This window comes from Azoarcus sp. DN11, assembly GCF_003628555.1.
Lineage (GTDB): Bacteria > Pseudomonadota > Gammaproteobacteria > Burkholderiales > Rhodocyclaceae > Aromatoleum.
Genome location: NZ_CP021731.1, coordinates 3,341,795 through 3,365,432, shown reverse-complemented (window position 1 = coordinate 3,365,432; position 23,638 = coordinate 3,341,795). Strand labels below are relative to the sequence as shown.

The 23,638-nt window shown below is 67.2% G+C and carries 23 protein-coding genes and 1 pseudogene; 17 read left to right on the top strand and 7 right to left on the bottom strand.

Going from position 1 to position 23,638, the window contains the following annotated elements:
* The first annotated feature begins 1 nt into the window (after window position 1).
* From padH to CDA09_RS23465, 8 genes and pseudogenes are all read left to right on the top strand, one after another.
* Window positions 2–1,270, top strand: a complete 1,269-nt coding sequence (padH, locus tag CDA09_RS15495) for an NADH-dependent phenylglyoxylate dehydrogenase subunit epsilon (protein WP_174718442.1) — start codon at window positions 2–4, stop codon at window positions 1,268–1,270.
* A 10-nt stretch (window positions 1,271–1,280) separates the two neighbouring features.
* The gene (padI, locus tag CDA09_RS15490; protein WP_121429472.1) at window positions 1,281–2,621 is read left to right on the top strand and encodes an NADH-dependent phenylglyoxylate dehydrogenase subunit beta; all 1,341 of its coding nucleotides are present in this window, start codon (window positions 1,281–1,283) and stop codon (window positions 2,619–2,621) included.
* A gap of 28 nt (window positions 2,622–2,649) precedes the next feature.
* On the top strand, window positions 2,650–3,969 hold the full coding sequence (gene paaK / locus CDA09_RS15485; RefSeq protein WP_121429471.1) for a phenylacetate--CoA ligase PaaK: 1,320 nt from the start codon (window positions 2,650–2,652) through the stop codon (window positions 3,967–3,969).
* A 73-nt stretch (window positions 3,970–4,042) separates the two neighbouring features.
* Window positions 4,043–6,127, top strand: coding sequence for a CoA-binding protein (locus CDA09_RS15480; protein ID WP_121429470.1), 2,085 nt, complete (start codon window positions 4,043–4,045; stop codon window positions 6,125–6,127).
* A gap of 75 nt (window positions 6,128–6,202) precedes the next feature.
* A complete protein-coding gene (locus CDA09_RS15475; RefSeq protein WP_121429469.1) occupies window positions 6,203–6,610 on the top strand; it encodes a thioesterase family protein in 408 nt (135 codons plus the stop codon).
* 54 nt (window positions 6,611–6,664) lie between these two features.
* Window positions 6,665–7,129 carry a tRNA adenosine(34) deaminase TadA gene (tadA, locus tag CDA09_RS15470; protein WP_121429468.1) on the top strand — a complete coding sequence of 155 codons (465 nt, stop codon included), beginning with the start codon at window positions 6,665–6,667 and terminating at the stop codon, window positions 7,127–7,129.
* Between the two features lie 5 nt (window positions 7,130–7,134).
* A pseudogene (locus tag CDA09_RS23470) lies at window positions 7,135–7,611 on the top strand (L,D-transpeptidase family protein); the annotation flags it as partial.
* A 9-nt stretch (window positions 7,612–7,620) separates the two neighbouring features.
* A complete protein-coding gene (locus tag CDA09_RS23465) occupies window positions 7,621–8,064 on the top strand; it encodes a GNAT family N-acetyltransferase (RefSeq protein WP_174718492.1) in 444 nt (147 codons plus the stop codon).
* Window positions 8,065–8,069: 5 nt separating this feature from the next.
* Here the strand turns inward: CDA09_RS23465 and CDA09_RS15460 are convergent, their stop codons facing one another.
* Genes CDA09_RS15460 through ygfZ form a run of 3 tightly spaced genes read right to left on the bottom strand, consistent with a single transcriptional unit; the run spans window position 8,070 to window position 10,173 of the window.
* Window positions 8,070–8,843, bottom strand: coding sequence for an NRDE family protein (locus CDA09_RS15460; RefSeq protein WP_121429466.1), 774 nt, complete (start codon window positions 8,841–8,843; stop codon window positions 8,070–8,072).
* The gene (locus CDA09_RS15455) at window positions 8,834–9,139 is read right to left on the bottom strand and encodes a DUF4936 family protein (RefSeq protein ID WP_121429465.1); all 306 of its coding nucleotides are present in this window, start codon (window positions 9,137–9,139) and stop codon (window positions 8,834–8,836) included. The genes CDA09_RS15460 and CDA09_RS15455 overlap by 10 nt, the downstream gene beginning before the upstream one ends.
* Window positions 9,136–10,173 (bottom strand): CAF17-like 4Fe-4S cluster assembly/insertion protein YgfZ, encoded by a 1,038-nt coding sequence (gene ygfZ, locus CDA09_RS15450; RefSeq protein WP_121429464.1) that lies wholly within the window; start codon window positions 10,171–10,173, stop codon window positions 9,136–9,138. The genes CDA09_RS15455 and ygfZ overlap by 4 nt, the downstream gene beginning before the upstream one ends.
* A gap of 133 nt (window positions 10,174–10,306) precedes the next feature.
* Here ygfZ and mltG point away from each other — a divergent pair, with 133 nt between their 5' ends.
* The 6 genes from mltG to CDA09_RS15420 are packed head-to-tail and all read left to right on the top strand — an operon-like array spanning window position 10,307 to window position 14,802.
* Window positions 10,307–11,308 carry an endolytic transglycosylase MltG gene (gene mltG / locus CDA09_RS15445; protein ID WP_121429463.1) on the top strand — a complete coding sequence of 334 codons (1,002 nt, stop codon included), beginning with the start codon at window positions 10,307–10,309 and terminating at the stop codon, window positions 11,306–11,308.
* Complete coding sequence (gene tmk / locus CDA09_RS15440; RefSeq protein WP_121429462.1) at window positions 11,305–11,937, top strand: dTMP kinase; 633 nt, start codon at window positions 11,305–11,307, stop codon at window positions 11,935–11,937. The genes mltG and tmk overlap by 4 nt, the downstream gene beginning before the upstream one ends.
* Window positions 11,934–12,998 (top strand): DNA polymerase III subunit delta', encoded by a 1,065-nt coding sequence (holB, locus tag CDA09_RS15435; protein WP_121429461.1) that lies wholly within the window; start codon window positions 11,934–11,936, stop codon window positions 12,996–12,998. The genes tmk and holB overlap by 4 nt, the downstream gene beginning before the upstream one ends.
* Window positions 12,995–13,360 (top strand): PilZ domain-containing protein, encoded by a 366-nt coding sequence (locus CDA09_RS15430; protein ID WP_121429460.1) that lies wholly within the window; start codon window positions 12,995–12,997, stop codon window positions 13,358–13,360. The genes holB and CDA09_RS15430 overlap by 4 nt, the downstream gene beginning before the upstream one ends.
* A 10-nt stretch (window positions 13,361–13,370) precedes the next feature.
* A complete protein-coding gene (locus tag CDA09_RS15425; RefSeq protein WP_121429459.1) occupies window positions 13,371–14,144 on the top strand; it encodes a TatD family hydrolase in 774 nt (257 codons plus the stop codon).
* Window positions 14,128–14,802, top strand: a complete 675-nt coding sequence (locus CDA09_RS15420) for an ankyrin repeat domain-containing protein (protein WP_121429458.1) — start codon at window positions 14,128–14,130, stop codon at window positions 14,800–14,802. The genes CDA09_RS15425 and CDA09_RS15420 overlap by 17 nt, the downstream gene beginning before the upstream one ends.
* Here CDA09_RS15420 and CDA09_RS15415 read toward each other — a convergent pair.
* Entirely contained in the window at window positions 14,781–15,758 is a 978-nt protein-coding gene (locus CDA09_RS15415) for a histone deacetylase family protein (protein WP_121429457.1), read from the bottom strand. The genes CDA09_RS15420 and CDA09_RS15415 overlap by 22 nt on opposite strands.
* A 133-nt stretch (window positions 15,759–15,891) precedes the next feature.
* On the opposite strand from CDA09_RS15415, the gene CDA09_RS15410 reads away from it, so the two are divergent.
* Both CDA09_RS15410 and CDA09_RS15405 read left to right on the top strand, forming a co-directional pair.
* Window positions 15,892–17,058 carry a M20 aminoacylase family protein gene (locus tag CDA09_RS15410; protein WP_121429456.1) on the top strand — a complete coding sequence of 389 codons (1,167 nt, stop codon included), beginning with the start codon at window positions 15,892–15,894 and terminating at the stop codon, window positions 17,056–17,058.
* Between the two features lie 31 nt (window positions 17,059–17,089).
* Complete coding sequence (locus CDA09_RS15405; RefSeq protein ID WP_121429455.1) at window positions 17,090–19,585, top strand: ABC transporter permease; 2,496 nt, start codon at window positions 17,090–17,092, stop codon at window positions 19,583–19,585.
* A 122-nt stretch (window positions 19,586–19,707) separates the two neighbouring features.
* On the opposite strand, the gene CDA09_RS15400 is transcribed toward CDA09_RS15405, so the two are convergent.
* The 3 genes from CDA09_RS15400 to moaA form a co-directional block, all read right to left on the bottom strand.
* The gene (locus CDA09_RS15400; protein WP_121429454.1) at window positions 19,708–20,622 is read right to left on the bottom strand and encodes a cytochrome c3 family protein; all 915 of its coding nucleotides are present in this window, start codon (window positions 20,620–20,622) and stop codon (window positions 19,708–19,710) included.
* A gap of 120 nt (window positions 20,623–20,742) precedes the next feature.
* Window positions 20,743–21,606, bottom strand: coding sequence for a 6-bladed beta-propeller (locus CDA09_RS15395; protein ID WP_286164165.1), 864 nt, complete (start codon window positions 21,604–21,606; stop codon window positions 20,743–20,745).
* A 378-nt stretch (window positions 21,607–21,984) separates the two neighbouring features.
* Window positions 21,985–23,058: a GTP 3',8-cyclase MoaA gene (gene moaA, locus CDA09_RS15390; protein ID WP_121429452.1), complete on the bottom strand. Its 1,074-nt coding sequence runs from the start codon at window positions 23,056–23,058 to the stop codon at window positions 21,985–21,987.
* A 272-nt stretch (window positions 23,059–23,330) separates the two neighbouring features.
* Between moaA and CDA09_RS15385 the strand changes: the two genes are divergently transcribed.
* A complete protein-coding gene (locus CDA09_RS15385; protein ID WP_121429451.1) occupies window positions 23,331–23,612 on the top strand; it encodes a hypothetical protein in 282 nt (93 codons plus the stop codon).
* Window positions 23,613–23,638 lie beyond the last annotated feature (26 nt).

Genomic DNA, 23,638 nt, shown 5'->3' with positions numbered 1-23,638 from the left:
CATGGACCGAGCCATCGAACACACCAAATACCTGATCGCCGGCAGCAGCCACGCGGCGCTCGAGGCGATCAACGCGATCCGCATGCACGACCCGGAGGGAAGCCTCACCGTCGTCACGCGCGATTCGCACCTGCCGTACTCGCCCACCGTGCTGCCCTACGTCGTGTCCGGCAAGTCCGCGCCCGCGCGCATCTTCCTGCGCGACGAAGACTTCTTCGCCCGCAACAAGGTGAGCTACCGGCCCGAGTCGGCGCTGAAGGCGCTGCACGCCGACCGCAACACCGCCGAGCTCGCAGACGGATCCTCCGTCGTCTATGAAAAGCTGTTGCTCGCGACCGGCGCCTCGCCCGCGATCCCGCCCATCCCCGGCATCGACACGGTCTCGTTCCACGTGCTGCGCACGCTGGATGACGCGCTGAAGCTGCGCGGCGCGATCGCCAAATCGAAGCAGGCGGTCGTGCTCGGCGCGGGCCTCGTCGGCATGCACGCCGCCGAGAACCTCGTGAAAGCCGGCGCGAGCGTCACCATCGTCGAGATGAGCGACCAGCTCACGTCCGGCTACTTCGACAAGGTCGCCGCCGACATGATCGAGCAAGCCTTCCGCGACGCGGGGGCGAAGATCATGACCGGCAGCCGCGTCGTGCGCCTCGAACCCTCGGCGGCGGGCGCGAAGCTCACGTTGGAAAACGGCACGACGCTGGAAGCCGACCTGCTGCTCGTCGCGACCGGGGTGAAGCCGGACATGGCCTACCTCAACGGCAGTGGCGTCGAGCACCAGCAGGGCATCCTCGTCGATGACCGCATGCAGACCACTGCCGCCAACGTGTGGGCCGCAGGCGACTGTGCGCAGGCGCGCGGCTTCTTCACCGATACGAAAGTGATGAACGCGATCCTGCCCGACGCCACGATCCAGGGGCGCGTCGCCGGCATGGCGATGGCGGGCGACCCCGGCATCAAGGATTACGCGAGCGGCGTGCCGCTCAACACCTATCACTTCTTCGGCCGCCACGCGATTTCGGTCGGGTCGAGCACGGTGCCGGAGGGGGGCGAGGTGGTCACGCGCTTCGACGAGAAGACCGGGCGCTACCTCAAGGCGATCTTCGCGCCGGACGGCTGCCTCACCGGCATCTTCGGGGTGAACGAATTCTTCGACGGCGGCGTCATGGCGCAGCTGATCCTGCGCCGCATCGACCTCACACCGCTGCGCAGCCGCTTCGTCGCGAACCCGCTCGCAGTGGGCCGCGAAATCATGTCGCAGACCTGGCGCTAAGGAGCCATCAATGGGACGAGCTTACAGCACCATCGCCTTCGACCCCGCCAAGTGCGACGGTTGCGGCGATTGCATGACGGCCTGCGCGCAGGCCAAGACCGGCACGGACGACATCGCGCGTTCGCGCATCCAGATCTATGGCCGCGAGGGCGCGCCGGACAAGACCTTTGAACTCGCGCTGTGCCGCCAGTGCGCCGACCCGAAGTGCGTGACCGTCTGCCCCGCGGGCGCGCTGAACAAGGATGGCACCACCGGCGTGATCGGCTGGGACGCGAGCAAATGCGTCGATTGCCTCCTGTGCACCGTCGGCTGTGCCTACGCCGGCATCGCGCTGGATGAAACCGCAGGCCACGTGTCGAAGTGCGACACCTGCGACGGCAACCCGGCGTGCGTGCCCGCCTGTCCGCACGGCGCGCTGAAATACGTCACCACCGCCAACATCTACAACGAAGTCGGCGACTGGGAAGACCTCTTCGCACCGGGCCTCGCCGGCTGCCAGGGCTGCAACACGGAACTCCTGATGCGCCACACGCTGCGCCGCGTCGGCCCCGACACCGTGCTCGCGACGCCCCCGGGCTGCGTGCCGGGCATGGGCTCGGTCGGCTTCAACGGCACCACCGGCACCAAGGTTCCCGTCTTCCACCCGCTGCTCACCAACACCGCGGCGATGCTGGCCGGCATCAAGCGCCAGTACAAGCGCGTCGGCCGCGACGTGCAGGCGCTGGCGATCGCCGGCGACGGCGGGGCGTCGGACGTCGGCTTCCAGTCGCTCTCCGGCGCGGCCGAGCGCGGCGAGCAGATGCTGTTCATGGTGGTCGACAACGAGGGCTACATGAACACCGGCATGCAGCGTTCGAGTTGCACGCCCTACGGCGCCTGGACCTCGACGACGCCGGTGGGCGAGGCCTCGCACGGCAAGACGCAGGACGCGAAGAACCTGCCGCTGATCATGGTGAACCACCGCTGCGCCTACGTCGCCACGGCCTCCACGGCCTACATGGAGGACCTCTACGACAAGCTCGACAAGGCCATCGCCGCGTCCAAGACCGGTTTCGCCTACCTGCACGTCTATTCGCCCTGCACGACCGGCTGGCGCTTCCCGTCGAACCTCAACATGGAAGTCGCGCGCAAGGCTGTCGAGACCAACTTCGTGATGCTGTGGGAATATACCCCGCAGGACGGGCTACACTTCACGAAATCGGTGGATGATCCGCTGCCGGTCACCGACTATCTCAAGGCGATGGGCCGCTTCCGCCATCTGTCGCCGGAGCAGGTCGAACACATCCAGAAGAAAGTCGTTGAAAACCAGAAATTCGTTGAACGTATGACGGAGCACGCACATGTCGGCTAGGGACGGTTTTGCAGCAGCTAAAGGTGCAATGGGGAAGGGCGCGGCGCCGGAGACGCTCGATCCGATCGAGAAGGCGAGCCGCGACGAACTCGCCGCGCTGCAGCTCGAACGGCTCAAGTGGAGCCTGCAGCACGCTTACGACAACGTCGCGCACTATCGTCAGGCTTTCGACGCGGCGGGCGTGCACCCGTCGGACCTCAAGCAGCTCTCCGACCTCTCGCGCTTCCCCTTCACGACCAAGAAGGAGCTGCGCGAGAACTATCCCTACGGACTGTTCGCCGTGCCGATGCGCGACATCGTGCGCGTGCATGCGTCCTCGGGTACCACGGGCCTGCCGACGGTGGTTGGCTACACGAAAAACGACATCGCGATGTGGGGCTCGGTGGTCGCGCGTTCGCTGCGTGCGGCCGGCGGCACCCCCGACGACATCATCCTCAACTCCTACGGCTACGGCCTCTTCACCGGCGGTCTCGGCGCCCACTACGGCGGCGAGGCGCTGGGCGCGACCATGATCCCGATGGGCGGTGGCAACACCGAGAAGCAGATCCAGCTGATCCGCGAGTTCAAGCCGACGATGATGATGGCGACCCCGTCCTACATGCTCACGGTCGCCGACGGGCTGCAGGAGCAGGGCATCGACCCCGCCTCGACGACGCTGCGCATCGGTGTGTTCGGCGCCGAGCCCTGGACCAACGAGATGCGCCGCGAGATCGAGACGCGGCTGGGCATCGACGCCATCGACATCTACGGTCTGTCCGAAGTGATCGGCCCGGGCGTCGCCTGCGAATGCATCGAGACCAAGGACGGCCCGCACATCTGGGAAGACCACTTCTACCCGGAAATCATCGACCCGGTGACCGGCGAAGTGCTGCCCGACGGCACGCCCGGCGAGCTCGTGTTCACCTCGCTGACGAAGGAAGCCCTGCCCATCATCCGCTATCGCACCCGCGACCTGACGATGCTGCTGCCCGGCACCGCGCGCACGATGCGCCGCATGGGCAAGATCACCGGCCGCAGCGACGACATGCTGATCATCCGCGGCGTGAACGTCTTCCCGACCCAGATCGAGGAAATCATCCTGCGCCACGACCAACTCTGCGGCCACTACCAGCTGCAGATCACGCGGCCGGGCCACATGGACGAACTCACGGTGCTCGCCGAGGTGCGCCACGACCTGTCCGACGCGCTCACCGACGCCCAGCGCTCGAAGATCGCCGCCGAAATCCGGCACGAGATCAAGAGCCGGGTGGGCGTGAGCGCGGACGTCCAGATCGTCGATACGGGCCGCATCGAGCGCACGCAGGTCGGCAAGGCCAAGCGCGTGATCGACAAGCGGCCGAAGGGGTAATGCAGGGGGTTTTGCCAAGGGTACGAAAACAAACAACGGCCACGGCAAATGTGGCACGGACGGAGACAACACAGTGAATGATCGGACCACCATCAGTCCCGGCGACGCGCTGAATGCCGCGACCGGCGAGCTGTTCAGGCAGGCGGCAGGGCAGGGGAGGAACGCCCTCGACGCCGCCGAGTGCGAACGCTTCGTCGCGAGCTTCGGCGCGGCGCTCGCCGAAGGCGCCCCCGGCGGCGTCGACCTGCGCATCGCCCTCGAAAACACGCGCGAATTCGGCATGGTCCTCACCGCGGGAGCGGGCGGCCTCGACGGTGCGCTCGACCGCGCCAATTTCCGCAAGGACCGTGCCGCCGTCTCCGCCTCGGTCGAGTTGACCGACGCCGCCGATTTCCTGCGCCTGTTCCGCCGCACCGTCGCCTACCAGAAGATGGCCGCGCTCGCGCAGCGCGACGGCCGCCGTGCGCCCGACCCCGTGCTGGAATTCTGCTTCGGCCTGATGCTGGGCCTCGGTCGCGAATATTCGGCGCAGAACCCGCAGTCCGGATTCGTCATCCAGCGCATCGAACTCGATCAGGTGCAGTTCGCGAAGAAGCCGACCGTCGGCGTCGCGCGCGTGGAGTTCGGCAAGCCCGTCGCCGGCCGCCTGCCGCGTCCCGTGCACAAGATCGACAAGCTGATCCACCCCCAGTCGATCGGCATCGTCGGCGTCTCCGCGAGCGGCATGAACTTCGGCCGCATCATCCTCAAGAACCTGATGGGCAGCGGCTATGCGAAGAACAAGCTGACCATCATCCGCCCTGGCGAGACCGAGATCGACGGCGTGCGCTGCGTCGAAAGCCTGCGCGCGCTGCCGGCGAAGCTCGATCTCCTGATCGTCGCGGTCCCCTCCGACGCGGTGTATGAGCTCGTCGACGAGATCATCGCGACCGACGCCGTCGAATCCGTGATGCTGATCCCCGGCGGCCTCGGCGAAACGGCCAAGAGCCGCGAACCGGCCGCGGTGCTCGCCGCGAAGATCAACGCCGCGCACGCGAATCCGGGCGGCGGCCCCGTCTTCCTCGGCGCGAACTGCCTCGGCGTCGTCTCGCACCCGGGCGGGTACGACTCCTGGTTCATCCCGCTCGAACGCCTGCCCAAGCCGCAGAAGAAGGCCCAGCGCAACTCGGTGATGCTGAGCCAGTCCGGCGCCTTCATGATCACGCGCATCTCGCAGAACCCCTGGCTCGACCCAGCCTACATGCTCGCGCTGGGCAACCAGACCGACCTCACGCACGGCGACATGCTGGGCTTCTTCGCCGAACGTGAAGGCATCGACACGCTCGGCATCTACATCGAAGGCTTCAAGGACGGCGACGGCCTCGACTTTGCGCGCGCGGTGCGCAAGGCGGTGCTAAACGGCAAGCAGGTCGTGGTGTACAAGTCCGGCCGCACCGAAGCGGGCGCAGGCGGCGTGATGGGCCATACCGCGTCGATCGCCGGCGACCCGGTCCTCTTCGAGGCCGTGCTGCGCCAGGCCGGCGCGATCGTCGCCGAGGACTTCAACACCTTCGACGACCTCTTCTACATCGCCGGCGCGCTGCACGGCAAGAAAGTCGGCAAGCGCCTCGGCGCGATCAGCGGCGCGGGTTTCGAGGCGGTCGGCATGGCCGATTCGATCGCGACGGAAACGGGATCGCTCGAAATGGGCGCGCTCGAAGCCGCGACGGTCGAGCGCGTACAGGCCATCCTCGCCGCCAAGCGCCTCGCCGCGCTGGTCGAGGTGCGCAACTCCATCGACATCAACCCCGGCGCCGACGACGAGGCTCACCTGCAGATCACCGCAGCCTTCCTCGACGACCCCAACATCGACGCCGTCGTCGTCGGCCTCGACCCGACCGCGCCGTCGATCCGTGGCCTCGAAACCAGCAAGCTGCGCCCCGGCTACGACCTGTCCGATCCGAACGGCACGGTGCACATCTACCCGCCGCTCGCCGCGAAGAGCGACAAGCCCGTCATCGGCATCGTCGACGGCGGCTCGCTCTACGACGCGATGGCCGCGAAGCTGATGGATCAGGGCGTGTGCGTGTTCCGCAACTGTGGCCGCGGCACGCAGGCGCTCGCGCGCTACGTCGAGGCCCGCCTCGAAGCCTACGCGATCCGCGAACGCAACAAGTAAGCATTGACGCACTACCAAACCGCACCGAATCCGACGCCGGCTGGGACCGGCGTCCTACACCAAGGAGACTGGAAGATGAGCGAACTCAAAGCCGGACTGACGTCCACCCGCCGCTACGACATCGACAAGGGCCGCACCATCGGCTTCATGGGCGACGACTGCCGCGTCTACTCCACCCCCGCGCTGCTCTACGACATCGAAGTCGTGTGCCGCGACCTGCTGCTGGAAAACATCGAAGCCGGCAAGGATTCGGTCGGCACGCGCGTTGAGCTCGACCACGTCGGCGCGACCCTGCTGGGCATGTGGGTCGAGATCACCGTGAAGCTCGTGGAGGTGAACGGCCCCGCCGTGACCTTCGAATTCACCGCGCGCGACGCCCTCGAGGAAGTCGCCCGCGGCAGGCACAGCCGCTTCGTCGTCGGCGCCGAGAAGACCGCCCAGCGTCTCAAGGCCAAGCTCGAGAAGGCGACCGCCGCAGCCTGACCCGCCACATCGGCTTGCTCTCCAGTAAACTGGCTGGTCAAGGAGAGCGAGTCGATGACCGAGGAAGATTTCATGCGCGCCGCGCTGGAGCAGGCGCGCATGGCGGGAAGCTGTGACGAGGTGCCGGTCGGCGCCGTGGTCGTGCTCGACGGCGAGATCGTCGGCCGCGGCTTCAACCAGCCGATCGGCCGGCACGACCCGACCGCCCACGCCGAGGTGATGGCGCTGCGCGATGCGGCGGTACGCCTCGGCAATTACCGGCTGCCCGGCTGCGAGCTTTACGTGACGCTGGAACCCTGCGCGATGTGCTGCGGCGCGATCATGCATTCGCGCATCGCGCGCGTCGTGTTCGGCGCGCGCGACCCGAAGACCGGCGTCGCCGGCAGCGTCATCGATCTCTTCGCCGAGCCGCGCCTGAACCACCACGCGACCGTCTCGGGCGGCCTGCTCGCCGAGGAGTGCGGCGGCCTGCTGTCGAGCTTCTTCGCGGCCCGCCGCGGCCGCACGCTGGTCGCTTAACGACCATGCGCATCCTGATCGACCTCGCCACGCAGCGCCTGAGCCTGTTCGGGGCAGACGGCACCTGCATCCGCCGCTACCGCGTGTCGACGGCCCTCAATGGTCCGGGCGAAGTCCGCGACAGCGGCTGCACGCCCCGCGGCCGCCATCGCATCCGCGCAAAGATCGGCGCCAGCGCGGCGAAGGCAGCTGTCTTCCGCGGCCGGCGTCCAACGGGCGAGACCTGGACCCCGGCACTCGCTGCGCAGCACCCCGGGCGTGACTGGATCCTCTCGCGCATCCTGTGGCTCAGCGGCTGCGAACCGGGGCGCAACCGGCTCGGCAAGGTCGACTCGATGCGCCGCTACATCTACATCCACGGCACGCCGGACGACCAGCCGATGGGCGTGCCGCTGTCGCACGGCTGCATCCGCATGCGCAACGACGACGTCATCGAGCTGTTCGACCTGGTGCCGCCCGGAACGCAAGTGGATATCGAGGAGACGACGAACATGAACGCTGCGCCGACGATCCGCATCCTCGACTGGCGCGACGCCGCGGCGCTCGCCATGCCGCTGCGCGAACGGGTGTTCGTGATGGAGCAGGGCGTGCCGGCCGAACTCGAACGCGACGCCAGCGATCCGCACTGCCGCCATGCGGTGGCGACGACCGCCGCCGGCGAGGTTGTCGCCACCGGCCGCCTGCTGCCCGACGGGCATATTGGCCGTATGGCCGTCGCCGCCCTGTGGCGCAACCGGGGCATCGGCGGGTTGATGCTCGAAGCCCTCGTCGCGGAAGCCGATCGGCTCGGCTTCCGCGAGGTCGTCCTGAACGCGCAGATCGACGCCGTCGACTTCTATCTGCGGCACGGCTTCACGCCGGAAGGGGAGGACTTCGTCGAGGCGGGCATCCGCCACCGGACGATGCGCCGCGCGCTGACGCCGCGCCGCGGCTGACGGCTTCAGTCGCCGGCGGCAACCGCGAAGCGGTGCACGACTTCGCTCGCGCATTCGCCGCCGCTGTCGTTCCAGGTCCATTCGCGGAAAGTGACGTTGCCGCCCCGATCCTGCAGGATCAGCGTCGAGCAGCGCGTGCCATAGCCCGGTGCGCGGATGAAGGCTGGCGACAGCCACCGTTCCCATTCCGCGCTGACGCCGGTTTCGGGCAGGTGATGATCGGGTGCGGGCTCGTCGTCGCGCAGCAGTCCGAGGAACGCGTCCGCATCGGGCAGGCGGCCGAGCGCCGCGGCGAAGCGCTCGTGCGCCCGCTTCACCTTGGGCCAGGGGGTGTCCAGCACATGGTTCGACAGGCCGTAGATCCCCGGCGCCAGCAGGCGCACTGACCCCGTCGTGCTCTCGTGGATGCCGAACTGCCGGCCGTCGCCTACCAGCAGGTTGAACGCTGCGTACTGCGCGCTGACTTCGGCCACGGCCCGCAGGCGCGCGGTCGCATCATCGCTTCCCGTCAGGCAGTCGCGCACCAGCGTGCCGCGCGACGGCGCTCCCGGGCGGTGCAGCGTCGGGTCGCGGTAATTCGTCAGCGCGGCGAAGCGCCCGTTGCGGCTGACGCCCATCCATGTCCCGCCCGCTTCGAGGTCCCGCCCCGCGAGCAGGTCGGGCGCATCCGTCCACCAGTGCGCAGGCACCGCGGGGCGGGCGAGGAACTCGTCCCGGTTGGCGGCGACGACCAGGGGGTAATCCGGATGGGCCTGCCAGCCGACGACGATCAGGCACATTCGACGAAGCGTTCCGTGTGGCGCGCGAAACCGGGCTCGACGATGTCCGCGATCCGGTGGGCGTCGGCCTCGACGCGCAGGGCCGCTTCGAAGGCGTCGGGATCGGTCACGTTCTCATAGACTTCCATCCACGTCACGCCGTCCTCGCGCCGCTCCATCAGCCGCCCCGCAACGCCGGTGCGTCGTTCCAGCGTCGTCTGCATCGCGCGCACGGTCGCTTCCGCGTCCTCGTGCCCGGCATCGGCACGGACGCGGTAATAGACGTAGTAATGCACGCAGCCCGCTTCGCCGCTCATTTTTCGGGCAGGGCGTAGGGCAGGTCGAGGAACTGCAATTGCGGTCCCCGCGGACTGCCGAGATGGACTTCGCCGGCTTCGGCGCAGCTGATCTGCATCACCGCCAGCGCCTCGAAGCCGCCCTCGGGCGCGGCGGCGACGTTCACGAGCTTGCCCGCCGACTGCTCGCCGAACTCCGGCGTGAACAGGTCGGCGCCCGCCACTGGGGCCGCATCAGCCGGCACATGCACGTGATACATGCGCTTCTTGAGCTTGCCGAGGTATTGCGTGCGCGCGACGATCTCCTGGCCGGGATAACAGCCCTTGTTGAAGCTCACGCCGCCGATCACCTCGAAATTGAGCATCTGTGCGACGAATTCCTCCTGCGTCGCGGCGGTGATGAGCGGCAGGCCGGCGCGGATCATCGCCAGCTGCCACGCCGCCGTGCCGGCCTTCGCCGCGCCGCCCGCAGCGAGCTTCGCGAACACCTCGGGCGCAGCCGCCGCCGGCACCGCGAGCACGAGATTGCGCTGGTCGAGGCGGATGCAGCGCAACTCCCCGGAAACCGATTGCGTCATCGGCGCAAGCGGTGCAGCAATGCCCGTGCCCGCGAGCAGGGCGTCCGCCGCGGCGCCGCTGACACCGATCAGCGCGATGTCGGGTGTCGCGTCCGCGAGCTTCACCTTGCTGCGCAGCACGTACATCGACAGCTTCTTCTGCAGCATCTGCTGCACGTCCGCGGACGTGGCGATCATCTGGCCGGTGCCGTCGTTCCACAGCAGCAGACTCGCGAGCATGCGGCCCTTGGGGGTGTTGAAACTGGACCACTGCGCCGCCTGCGGCCCGAGTTTCTTGACGTCGTTCGACAGCAGGTTGTGCAGGAAGGAGACCGAGTCGTCGCCGGCGCAGCGGATCAGGCCCAGGTGCACCAGCGGCACGACCACGGTGCCGGATTCGACGGCGCGCACCTCCGTTTCCGGAGCATTGAAACGGATGCCGGAGCCTTCCAGCGTGGCGCCTTCGCGTACGAGAAATTCTGTCCAGAGCGTGTTCATGTGCGTTTGTCGGAGCGGGAGAGGGTTGTCGAAAAGGGGGATGAAGTATTATAGGGCTCACCTGACGCAATGGTTGCGGACCAATATTTCCGGCACACGCCTCGCCGCCCCTTCCGCGGACCTGTCCAATTCGATGAAACCCCTCGTTCTCCGACTGCTGATGGCACTCGCGTTCGCCGTTGCGACCGTGTCCGCGGCCGCCTGGTGGTACGCGCAGCGTCCGCTCGAGCTGGCGCAGCCGGTCGTCGACTTCACGGTCCAGCGCGGGCACACGATGCGCCAGGCCGCGGCGGCGATCGCGGCGGCCGGCATCGACGTGAGTCCCCGCGCGCTGTACTGGATCGCCCGCATCAGCGGCAAGGCCGGGCGCATCGTGGCCGGCAGCTACGAGGTGCATCGCGGCGTCACGCCCTGGCTGCTCATCCTGAAGCTCTCCAGCGGCGACGTCTCGCAGGCCGAGATCCGCTTCGTCGAAGGCTGGAACTTCCGTCAGGTCCGTGCCGCGCTGGAAGGCAACCCGAACCTCCAGCAGGACACCGCGGGCCTCGCCGAGGCCGACATCCTGCGCGCGATCGGGGCGACCGAAACGCACGCCGAGGGCCTGTTCTTCCCCGACACCTATCTGTTCGACAAGCAGTCGAGCGCGAGTGCGGTGCTGCGCCGTGCCTACGCCGCGATGAAGCAGCGCCTCGCGCAGGCCTGGGAGGCGCGCGACCCGACGGTCCCCTTGGCGTCGCCCTATGAGGCGCTGATCCTGGCGTTCCTCGTCGAAAAGGAAACCGGGCGGCCCGAGGATCGCGGCCTGATCGCCTCGGTCTTCGCCAACCGGCTGCGCATCGGCATGCGCCTGCAGACCGACCCGGCCGTGATCTACGGCTACGGCGAAGGGTTCGAGGGCCGCCTGCGCAAGTGGCACCTCGAAACCGACCACCTCTACAACACTTACACGCGTGCCGGCCTGCCGCCGACGCCCATCGCGATGCCGGGTGCAGAATCGCTCAACGCCGCGCTCCACCCGGCGCAGACGGACTACCTCTACTTCGTCGCGCGCGGCGACGGCTCCAGCGAGTTTTCGTCCAACCTCAACGACCACAACAAGGCCGTCAATCGTTATCAGCGGGGATCGGGAAGTTGAACCAGACGCGCGCCCGCGGGCGCTTCATCACCTTCGAAGGCATCGACGGTGCCGGCAAGAGCAGCCAGATCGCGGCGCTCGTCGCACTCCTGCAGGCGCGCGGGCTGACCGTGGACCAGACGCGCGAGCCCGGCGGCACCGTGCTCGGCGAAAAGCTCCGCGAACTGCTGCTGCACGAACCGATGCACCTCGAAACGGAAGCGATGCTGATGTTCGCCGCGCGCCGCGAACATCTCGCCGCCCGCATCCATCCCGCGCTCGCAGCCGGCACCTGGGTGGTGTCCGACCGCTTCACCGATGCCACCTACGCCTACCAGGTCGGCGGCCGCGGGCTCGACGCCGCGAAGTTTTCCGCCCTCGAGGACTGGGTGCATCCGGGCTTCCAGCCCGACCTGACCCTCGTCTTCGACCTGCCGCCCGAGGTCGCCGCCGCGCGCGTGGCCAACACCGGCGCGGCGCCGGACCGCTTCGAGCGCGAGCAGCGCGACTTCTTCGAGCGCGTGCGCGCCGCCTACCTCGAACGCGCGCGCACGGCCCCGCAACGCATCCGCGTGATCGTGGCCGACCGCCCGCCCGAAGAGATCCGTGCCGAGATCGAGGCCATCGTCGCGGAGCGCTTCTTCCGATGATCCACCCTTGGCTGCAGGAGACCTGGCAGCGGCTGGTCGGCCTCGGCGCACGGCTGCCGCACGCGCTCCTCTTCGTCGGCCCGGAAGGCCTCGGCAAGCGCGACCTCGCCGACGCGCTCGCGGCACGCCTGCTGTGCGCGACCCCGGGCGCGGACGGGCACGCCTGCGGCCACTGCGCGGCCTGCCAACTGAGGCTCTCGGGTAACCATCCCGACCTGCTGCCCGTCGTTCCGGAAGCCGATGCGGCGTCCGGGAAAGAGCCAGGGGACGGTGATGATGCGGGTGAGGGCGAAGGCGGCAGCGGCAAGAAAAAATCCTCGCAGATCCGGATCGAGCAGATCCGCGACCTGCAGGAAGCGCTCGCCGTGACCGGCCACCAGAGCAGCCGGCGCGTGATCGTCGTCGATCCCGCCGAAGCGATGAACGCCTTCACCGCCAACGCCCTGCTGAAGCTCCTCGAAGAGCCGCCGGAAGGCTGCGTCTTCCTGCTCGTCTCGTCGGCGCCGCGCCGCCTGCTGCCCACGATTCGCAGCCGTTGCCAGCAGTGGAGCTTCTCGCGCCCCGCCGGCGAGGCCGTCGCGCAGTGGCTCTCGGCCTCGGAAGCCCCGCCCGCGGACCTGCTCGCCCTCACGGGCGGGATGCCGCTCGCGGCGCAGCGCCTCGCCCGCAACGGCTCGGACGCGCTGCTGCGGCGCTTCGTGAAGGATCTCGCCCAGTTGCCCGCCGGCGATCCGCTGAAACTCGCCGGCCAGTGGGAAAGCTGGCTCAAGTCGAAGGAAGCGCTCGCCGCCGGCTTCGGCATGCCGCAGCTCGTCGAATGGATGCAGCGCTGGGTCACCGACCTCGCGTCGCTGCGGCTGGGCGGGCGCGTGCGCTTCTTCCCCGGCGAGGACGGTGTCATCGCCGCGCTCGCCCAGCGCACGAGCGTGGCCACCGTGACGAACTGCTACAATGAACTCGCCCGGATCCGCCGGGTTGCACAGCATCCGCTGAATGCCCGGCTGATGCTCGAAGACATGCTCCTGCGCTATGCGCGCGCCGTGACCGGAACCCGCCGATGAGCGAAGCTCCCAAATCGAGCGTCGCACGCCCCAGCGTGCTGTCGCTGAACATCAACTCCAAGTCCGCGCTGTACGCGGCCTACATGCCCTTCCTTAGCAACGGCGGCATCTTCGTACCGACGCCGCGCGTGCATGCGCTCGGGGACGAGGTCTTCATGCTGCTGCAGCTGATGGACGACCCGACCAAGCATCCGGTCGCGGCGACCGTCGTGTGGGTCACGCCCCACGGCGCGCAGGGCGGCAAGACCCAGGGCATCGGCGTGCATTTCAGCTCGGACGAGTCCGGCAAGGCGCTGCGCGGGCGTATCGAACAGATCCTCGCCGGCCACCTCGGCTCCAACCGCCCCACCCACACCCTCTGATGCTTCGTCGATGTTCGTAGATTCACACTGTCACCTGGATTTCCCCGACCTGGCCGAGCGCGAAGAGGCCGTCCTCGCGGCGATGGCCGAGAACCGTGTCGGCCACGCGCTGTGCGTCAGCGTCAAGCTGGAAGATTTCCCCCGCGTCCTCGCACTCGCGGAACGTCACCCGCACCTGTCCGCGTCCGTGGGCGTGCATCCCGACAACGAGGGCGTGGACGAACCGGACGAAGCGCGCCTCCTCGCGCTCGCCGCGCACCCGAAGATCGTCGCGATCGGCGAGACCGGCCTCGACTATTACTGGCAGAAGGACGCGCCCGAATGGCAGCGTGAGCGCTTCCGCACGCATATCCGTGCCGCGCGCAAGTGTGGCAAGCCGCTGATCATCCATACGCGGTCGGCGGCGGACGACACCCTGCGCCTGATGCGCGAGGAGGGGGCCGGCGAGGCCGGCGGCGTGATGCACTGCTTCACCGAATCGCGCGAAGTGGCCGAAGCGGCGCTCGACCTCGGCTTCCACATCTCGTTCTCGGGCATCGTCACGTTCAAGAACGCCAAGGAACTCAAGGCCGTCGCACAGTACGTTCCGCTCGACCGGCTGCTGATCGAGACCGATGCGCCGTATCTCGCGCCGGTCCCGCATCGCGGCAAGACCAACGAGCCCGCCTGGGTCGTGCACGTCGCCGAAGAGCTTGCCCGCCTGCGCAGCGAACCGCTCGAGCGCATCGAAACCGCCACCACCGAAAACTTCTTCCGCCTGTTTCGTCATGCCCATGCTCACTGATTCGATCAAGCGCCTCGCGGTCACCGCAATCCTTGCCAGTTCGCTGTGCAGCCCGGCGGCGTTCGCCGACAGCTACGAGGACGCGCTCAGCTCCGCGCGGCTGGGCGACACGTCGCAGCTCATGCAGCTCATCGCACGCGGCATCGACCCGAACACGGTGGACGCCCAGGGCAGCTCGCTGCTGATCCTCGCCGCGCGTGAAGGCAACCTCGAAACCGTGAAGGCATTGCTCAAGCATCGCCCCAAGGTGTCGCTGCGCAACGCGGCGGGCGACTCGGCGCTGATGCTCGCGGTGCTCAAGGGCGAGACCGCGATCGTCGACGTCCTGCTGGACGCCGGCGCCGAGGTGAACCACGACGGCTGGACGCCGCTGATGTACGCGGCCTTCGAGGGCCGGGCCGAAATCGTCGACCGCCTGCTGGCGCGCCGCGCGGATGTCACCGCATTGGCGCCGAACGGGTCCGATGCGCTGATGCTGGCGGCGCGAAACGGCCACATCGACGTCGTCCGCAAACTGCTGAAAACGGGCATCGATCTCGACCGGAAAAACGACGCCGGATTCACCGCCGAAACCTGGGCGCTCGAAAACGGCAACACCGACATCGCCGACCTGCTGCGTGCGGAACGCAGCCGTCGTCAGGCGGCCGGCAATCGCTGAGGCGTGTCCTGGCCGCCGGGTGACCCGGCTGTCCCGTGTTCTGCCGCGACCCGGAGCAGGGGCGCGAAACGCGCCGCCGTCGTGATCGTGTTCGCGTGGATCGTCACCGTGTCGTCGATCTCGCGCGCATAGCCACCCGCCATCGCGACCGCCACCGGCGTGCCATGCATGGCGCAGTGCTGCAGCACCAGCTCGTCGCGCGCCACCAGCCCGTCGACGCTCAGCGCGAGGCGGCCCAGCCGGTCGTCGCGATACGGATCGGCGCCCGCGAGGTAGATCGCAAGATCCGGCTGCAAGGCTGCGAAGACTTGTTCGAGGCCATCGCGCAGCGCCGCGAGGTAGTCGGCGTCGGCGGTGCCGTCCGGCAGCTCGATGTCCAGGGTGGAGGTCGCCTTGCGGAACGGAAAATTCTTCTCGCCGTGCAGGCTCAGGGTGAACACGTCCGGCAGCCCCGCGAGGATCGTCGCCGTCCCGTCGCCCTGGTGGACGTCGCAGTCGATGATCGCGATCTGCCGTGCCCGGCCTTCCGCGCGCATCGCCAGCGCAGCAATTGCTGCGTCGTTGAACACGCAGAAACCCGATCCGAAGTCGCGGTGGGCGTGGTGCGTGCCACCGGCGAGGTTCGCCGCGCATCCGTCGACCAGCGCGTGCCGGCAGGCCGCGAGCGTCGCCCCGGCCGAGCGGCGCGAACGTTCCACCATCGGCGCCGACCACGGGAAGCCGATGCGCCGCTGTTCGGCGGGACCCAGCGTTCCGCGCGCAACGCGATCGAGGTAAGCCGCATCGTGCGCCCGCAGGATATCGGCGTCCGAAGCCGCTTCGGGAACGATGAAGTCGTCGCCCGAAAACAGGCCGCTGTTCCGCAGCCGCTCGCGCAGGCGCGAATACTTCTCCATCGGGAAGCGGTGCCCGGCGGGCAGGGGCAGCACGAAGTGGTCGGCGTAGAACAGTTTCACACGGCTATCCTGAACGGGGTTTGCAAGGAATCACGTGCCGGCGGGTCCGCGAGATCGACGCCCGGCCCATTGATCATTAAACTCGGAACCATCCCCGACACACAATCGCAAACCTGCGACGACAGGTGCAGACATGAGCATCACCGAAAAGATCAGGCAGTGCCACCCGGCGCTGACCGCGCTGCGGCGCGACATCCACGCCCATCCCGAGCTCGCGTTCGCCGAACGCCGGACGGCGGACCTCGTCGCGAACCGCCTCGCGGCTTTGGGGATCGAGGTGCACCGCGGCCTCGGCGGAACGGGCGTCGTCGGCGTGCTCCGCGCCGGGCGCAGCCTGCGCGCCATCGGCCTGCGCGCAGACATGGACGCCCTGCCGATCCAGGAGCGCAACGAATTCGAGCACGTGTCGCAGCACCCGGGCTGCATGCATGCCTGCGGTCACGACGGCCACACGACGATGCTGCTCGGCGCGGCCGAAGTGCTGGCTGCGAACCCCGACTTCGACGGCACCGTGTATTTCGTCTTCCAGCCGGCCGAGGAGGGCGAGGGCGGCGGTGCGGCGATGATCGCCGACGGCCTGTTCGACCGCTTCCCGATGGCCTCGATCTTCGGCATGCACAACTGGCCCGGCCTGCCGTCCGGTCACTTCGCCGTGCATGACGGCCCCGTGATGGCAAGCGCCGATCGTTTCGACATCAGCATCCGCGGCCAGGGCGCGCACGGCGCGATGCCGCATCTCGGCACCGATTCCATCGCTGCCGGTGCCGCGCTGGTGCAGGCGCTCCAGACCATCGTCAGCCGCACGCTCGACCCCCTCGACTCCGCTGTCGTTTCGGTGACCCAGTTCCACGCGGGCGAGGCGTACAACGTGATCCCCGATCGCGCGCAACTGTGCGGCACCGTGCGCGCGTTCAGCGCGGCGGTGCAGGACCGCATCGAAGCAGCGATCTCGCGTATCAGCGCGGGTGTCGCCGCGAGCCACGGCGTCAGCGTCGAGGTCGAATATCGTCGCGGCTACCCCCCAACCATCAACACCTCCGACGAAGCCGCGATCTGTGCCGAAGTGGCCGCCGGCCTGCCCGGCGCCAGCGTGCTGACCGATCAGCGCCCCAGCATGGGCGCCGAGGATTTCGCCTTCTACCTGCGCCACAAGCCGGGCTGCTACGTGTGGATCGGCAACGGCCCCGGTGAAGGGGGCTGCACCCTGCACAACCCGCACTACGACTTCAACGACTCGATCATCCCGTTCGGCGTCGCCTACTGGGTCGAACTCGCACGGCGCCTGCTGCCCAAATCCTGAACCTCCGGCGCCCTGTGCCGTCCACCTGCGCATGCATACCTTCCAGCTATCCCTGCGCATGATGTTGCGCGACCTGCGGGCGGGCGAACTCCACCTCGTCGGCCTCGCCATCGTGATCGCGGTGGCCTGTCTCACCAGCGTCGGCTTCCTCGCCGACCGCGTCGCCCGGGGGCTCGATCGCGAGGCCAACCAGTTGCTGGGCGGCGACCTGCTCCTGCGCGCCGATCATCCGTGGGACGATGCTTTTGCGCAGGAAGCCGGGCGGCTCGGCCTCACGAGCACCGGCACGGTCCTGTTCACGAGCATGGTGAGCACCGGGAACGCGGCCCAGCTCGTCGGGGTCAAGGCCGTCGGCCCGGGCTACCCGCTGCGTGGCCATGTCCGCATCGCGGCAGGCCCCAACCAGGCGGATGCCATCGCCGACCGCATTCCCGGACGCGGTGAAGTCTGGCTCGACGAGCGGCTCCTGGCGGCCCTCGACGTTTCGGTCGGTGACCATGTGGGACTGGGGCGGCTGGAGTTCAGGATCGGCGGCGTGCTGACCTTCGAGTCGGATCGCGGGGCGAATTTCTTCAGCCTGCTCCCGCGGGCCATCTTCAACGCCGCGGATCTGGCAGATTCCGGGCTCCTCGTCGCGGGCAGCCGCGCAACCTGGCGCCTGCACGTGGCCGGAGAGCCGGATGCCGTGGAGGCCTTCGAGCACTGGTCGAAAGCGCATCTCGGACGCGGCGAAACGGTGGAGGGCGTCGACAACGCGCGGCCCGAGGTCCGCAATGCGCTCGACCAGGCGCAGCGTTTCCTTCGCCTCGCCGCGCTGCTCACAGTGGTTCTTGCGGCAGTCGCGATCGGCATCTCCGCACGCCGCTTCATGCACCGCCACCTCGACGCCTGTGCAGTGATGCGCTGCCTTGGCGCACGCCAAGGCCAAGTGCTGGGACTCGTCGTCAGCGAGTTTGCACTGTTCGGACTCGCTGCCGCCGCCCTCGGCTCCTTCCTCGGGTGGGGGGTACAGCAGGGGCTGGCGCGGATCCTGGTCGAGATCATGGACACCGCACTGCCGTCCCCTTCACCGCTGCCGTTTTTCCACGGCCTCGCAGTCGGGGTGGTCCTGCTGATCGGGTTCGTGCTGCCGCAACTCCTGCGCCTCGGACGAGTCTCCACGCTTCGGGTCCTGCGGCGCGAGATCGCGCTCGTCGAGACGCGCAGCGCCTTCGCGTGGCTTGCCGGGGCCGCCGCGCTGCTCGCGCTCGTCTTCTGGATCGCCGGCGAACTGCGGCTCGCGTCCTACGTGGCGGCTGGTTTCAGTTTCGCCCTCGCTGCGTTCGCGGCGGCAGCCTGGGCCATCCTGCGCCTGCTTGGGCTGACGCGGAAAGGGGCGATGTTCGGTGGCAGCGGCTGGCGTTACGGGATGGCCTCCCTCGTGCGCCGCACCGGGGCGAGCGTCGTGCAGATCGTGGCGCTCGGCCTCGGCGTGACCGCGCTGCTGTTGCTGACGATCGTCCGCGGCGATCTGCTCGACGGGTGGCGAGCAATGACCCCACCCGATGCCCCCAATCGCTTCGTGATCAATATTCAGCCCGACCAGCGCCAGGCGTTGACGGATTTCTTCGTTCAGCAGGGTTTGCAGGCGCCGGAAGTCCGCCCGATGATCCGTGGCCGGCTCGACGCCATCAACGGGCGCGAGGTGCGTCCCGAAGACTACGAGAACGAGCGCACGCAACACCTTGCCGAGCGCGAATTCAACCTCAGTTATGGCGGCAGGCTGCCCGACGGCAACGTCGTCGTCGACGGACGCTGGCACGGTTCGGAAACGGCCCCGCAGTTTTCCGTCGAGCGAGGCCTTGCGGAGGCGTTCTCGCTCAAGGTCGGCGACCGCGTCCGTTTCAATGTTGCCGGAAGGCTCGTCGAAGCGCCAATCACCAGCGTCCGCGAGCTCGAGTGGGACTCGATGCGCGTGAACTTCTTCTTCATCGCGTCGCCCGGCATGCTCGAAGACGATCCTGCAAGCCTGATCACGAGTTTCAGGCTTTCCCCGGGTAATCCGCGATTCACTGCCGAACTGGTGAAGCGTTTCCCCAATCTGTCCGTCATCGATGTCGACGCGGTGATTGCACAGGTCCGTGCGATGACCGACAAGCTGGTGCTCATTGTCGAGTTCGTGTGTGCCTTTTCCGTGATCGCCGGTTTCCTCGTGCTGTTTTCCGCGCTGCAATCGACGCACGACGAGCGGGATTACGAACTGGCGATGCTCCGGACGCTGGGCGCCCGCAACGCGCAGATGCGCCATGCACTGCTGGCCGAGTTTGCCGTGCTTGCCGTGGTGGCTTGCGGGCTGGGAGGAATGGGCGCAGCGGCGCTGGGCCGGATTCTCGCCCGCTTTGCATTCAAGATGTCTTACGTTCCGCACCCTTGGCCGTTGGTGCTCGCCCTGTCAGTTGGCGTCTGCGCAGTGGTGCTCGCCGGGTGGCTCGGGACGCGCAGACTGCTCGCGCGGCCCCCGACGACCAGTCTGCGCCGATTGTCATGAGAATTACCAGATTGCATTTTGTAAAATATGATTCTCAATACAAAGACATATTCTTATGGCGTTTTCGAAATTGAGAAAGGCGCCCTCGGGCGCCTTTCTTGTGCTTGAAAACGCGACCTGTCCTATTTCACATGGCAGGTCAGGCAGATCTTGCTGCCATCCGCGGTTACGCGCAGGAAGGTGGGCAGGAAGGTTGCGGCCGTGCCGGGTACGCCATGCGGATCGTGGCAGGACGCACATTCGACCTCGAAGCCCTGGCCCGAATCGTAGAAGCGCAGTTCGTCCTTGTCTGGACGGTTATTGCCGTTCGCGTCAAAGAAGCGGATGTTCCTGTACGTGCCGGACGGAACGTTCCAGTCCGAGCCGCTCGGCAGTTTGACGCCCACGGGGTGGTCGTTGCTGAGATCGGTGCCGATTGCGAACGCCGAGAAATCGGTCGCCCCGGCCTTGACGACGGTAAGCGGGTCGGTGGGACCGCTCACCGGTGCGTGACAGGCGAGGCAGCCCGCCCCATTCAAACCGGCATGCACGGTGGCGTCGGGGCCGCGCGTGTTGTTCCAGGTGTCCAGCAGGCTCTGGGATGTGGTGTCACTGGGGTTGAGCGCCAGTGCGGCATTGTAGCCCCCCGACCCCGGCATGTTCACGATCGAGTCCACCGCCGTCTGACCGTCGTGGCAGGACAGGCAGGTCAGCGAGTTCGGCCCCGGCTGGGTGGCGTCCTGCGACAGTGTCTGCTGGCTGTAGAGCGTATAGGTGGTGGTGCGCACCGTCCGGTTCCACAGCGGCGCATTGATGTTCTGGTTGGCCGCGTGCGGGGTGTGGCAGTAGACGCATACCTGCTGGTAGTCGTTGCGGTACGGGTCCATCGATGCCCCTGCCGGCCCCCCCGAGTCCTGGCGCTGGGTGAGGTTGTGCCGGGTATTGGCGATCGTGCCCTGATTGGAGAACTTGGTTGGAAGATCTCCGGCAGCAAAGGAGGGCGCGGGTGCGAGCAGACCCGCGGCCAACAGGTACGCAAACGGTTTTCTGATGTGCATAGCGTGGTGACATTTCGTGATTGGTTTTATGGTGTCACGTTATGCATTTAATATGCCAATGATTATGCTGTTGAGATTTTTGGAGCTTCTGACGGCGCCAGGCATTATTGCCCGCCTGTTCTATGAACCCCGTTTCGCCTCCTGAACGGGGCGGTACACCTCGATCTTCAGGTGGAACTGGTCAACGACATACAGGCGTCCCGTCTCGTCGACTGCGACTCCCGCGATCAGTGCGAACTTTCCGGGGAAATCGCTCGTTCCCGGCGCGCCGATCCACATCAGCAGATCCCCGGCCGGATTGAATATCTGGACGTTGTTGAAGGAGGCGTCGGAGACGTAGATGTTGCCTGCAGGATCAACCGCAATGCCGCGCGGCCGGGAGAACTGCCCCAGTCCGTTGCCGACGCTGCCGAACTGTGAAATGTACTTGCCATCGAGGTCGAACGCCTGGACGCGGAAATTCCCGGAGTCGAGAACGAGTAGTTTCCCCGCCCGGCTGACGGCGGCGGCTAGCGGAATATTCAAAAATCCGGGCGCCGCTCCGCGCGGGCCGATGCGAAACAGCTCGCGGTTATCGGGCGAGTAGGCGACGACCTTGTGGTCCTCGCCGTCGACACTGCCGCGGTCGACCACGAAGATGCGCTGCCCGTCCTGGCTCACCGCAAGACCGGCTGGCTGGGTCAGGGCCTTGGGATCGCCGACCGCAAACTGGAACAGCCCCAGCGCGTCGAACACCAGCACGCGCCGGAGTCTGCCGTCGAGGACGTAGACCCGGTTCTGCCCGTCGATCGCGAGTGCCACCGGTTTCTGCACCCTGTTCGGTTCGCGCAGTCCCATCCGGAAGGCCCGTGCCCGCTGTGCATCAAATACCACGATGGCACCTGTCGGCGGGTCCGCAACGTAGATGCGGCCATTGCTCGCGGCGATGGCGGCAGGCTTGCGGAAAGCGCGTTCGTCCGACACGGAGCCCTTGCCGGTGAGCACCTTCCGCATCCGCCCGTCGTCGGTTTCCGGTCGGATGTCCGCCTCGGACCTTAGCCTGGTTTCATAGGCGAAGCGGGCTGGACTGGGAGGTCCGGGCCATTCGAGCTGGTACTTTTCGTCGCCGTGCTCATCCCCGGGGCCGCCCGAAGTCGAGCAGCCAGCCGAAAGGAGCCCGGCGGCACAAGCCAGGAGGAATTGCCGTGCGAACGGAATGGAAGCGAATGCTCGTGTCGGATGTCGGGGAGCTCTTGGCGTCATCATGCGGCGACCGGGGTGCGGTCGCGTCGACCCCGCCCTGGTACCTACTTGTCATTAACGAATTTGAAAGCGGTATGCCACTTTCAAATTCGTACCAAGCAAGATTCACACCGTCTTGAATCAGCCCCCGATATACGACATTTCGATTTTTCGTGATGCCGTCGTGTTTGCGGTGCGGATTTCCGAATAGTGATCCTCACGGTTCTGCCACACGCCGGCAATGGCGCGATCGAGCTCGGTATCGCTCGCGCCGCTGCGCAACAAGGTGCGAAGATCATGCCCGCTCTGGGCGAAGAGGCACGTGTACAGCCTGCCTTCCGTGGACAGGCGGATGCGCGTGCAGGTGGAGCAGAACGCCTGCGTGACCGAGGAAATGACGCCGATTTCGCCGCCGCCGTCACGATAGCGCCAGCGCTCGGCAACTTCGCCGGTGTAGTTGGGATCGATCTGCTCCAGCGGGAAGACGCGATGGATGCGCTCGATGATTTCGCGTGACGGCACGACGGCGCTCATTTCCCAGCCGTTCGAACTGCCGACGTCCATGAACTCGATGAAGCGCAGGATGTGGCCCGTGCCGCGGAAGTGGCGGGCCATGTCGATCACGTTGTGGTCGTTGACGCCGCGCTTGACGACCATGTTGACCTTGACGGGGCTGAGCCCGGCTTCTTCGGCGGCGGCGATTCCCTTCAGGACCGCCGCGACGGGGTAGTCGGCGTCGTTCATCGCACGGAAGGTGGCGTCGTCGATGGCGTCGAGGCTTACCGTGACGCGATGCAGGCCGGCGTCCTTCAGGGTGCGCGCCATCTTGGGCAGGAGCACGCCGTTGGTGGTGAGGGTGAGTTCGACGTCGGGAATTTCGGCGAGCTGGGCGATGAGGTTCTCGACGTGCTTGCGCAGCAGCGGTTCGCCGCCGGTAATGCGGATCTTGCGGACGCCGCGTTCGGCGAAGAGCCGCGCCACCCGCGTGATCTCCTCGAACGACAGCAACTCCTTGCGGGGCAGGAACGCGTAATCCGATCCGAACACTTCGCGCGGCATGCAATAGATGCAGCGGAAATTGCAGCGATCGGTGACCGAGATGCGCAAGTCGTGAACCATGCGCCCCCGCTTGTCGGCAAGGCGGGCGCCCGGTGCGGGAGCGTCCGCGGTGACGGGGGGAGGCTCGCTCGCGGGGTAGATCGGAATGGATTTCATCGGATACCTGGCTGTCGGGGCCTGAAATGGTGCATGCTGAAAACGCTCGGAAACCTGTGGTGGGGGTTCATGATTTATTTTTGCGACAGTTAACCGATCGTTGCGGCGGAAGGCAATATGGTTGGCGCAGTTGCCTGCGGCGGCGCCAGTGTCCGGGCTACGCACCGTGCCGCGCTGGCAGATGCCACAGTAGCGTGGAAGCCGGTTCGCGGGTATAGGGCAAAAGTATTAATCTTCCGGCAGCTGCATCTACTCCCTCGGGGGATTGTGCGATGACGACACGAGTTACAGAAACTTCGACCGAAAAGCTCTATGAGCGTTTTCCGCATCTTCGAAAGATTGACGGTATGTGGGGCACGGCGGAGTGCCGCAAGTTCATCTTCCTGCTGATGACGGACACGCGGGGCGGAAAGCGCCAGGGGTTTCCGGCCGAGCATGCGGGAACCATCATGTCACTGCTGATGGAGCACGACCGGCGGTTTCCGCAGTTCGAGAATGAGGTGCAACACAACGACACTCGCTGGGGCGATCTGTCCCGTCGAGGGCTTCGCTAGCGGCACGCTTGCCTGTCGGCCGGGCG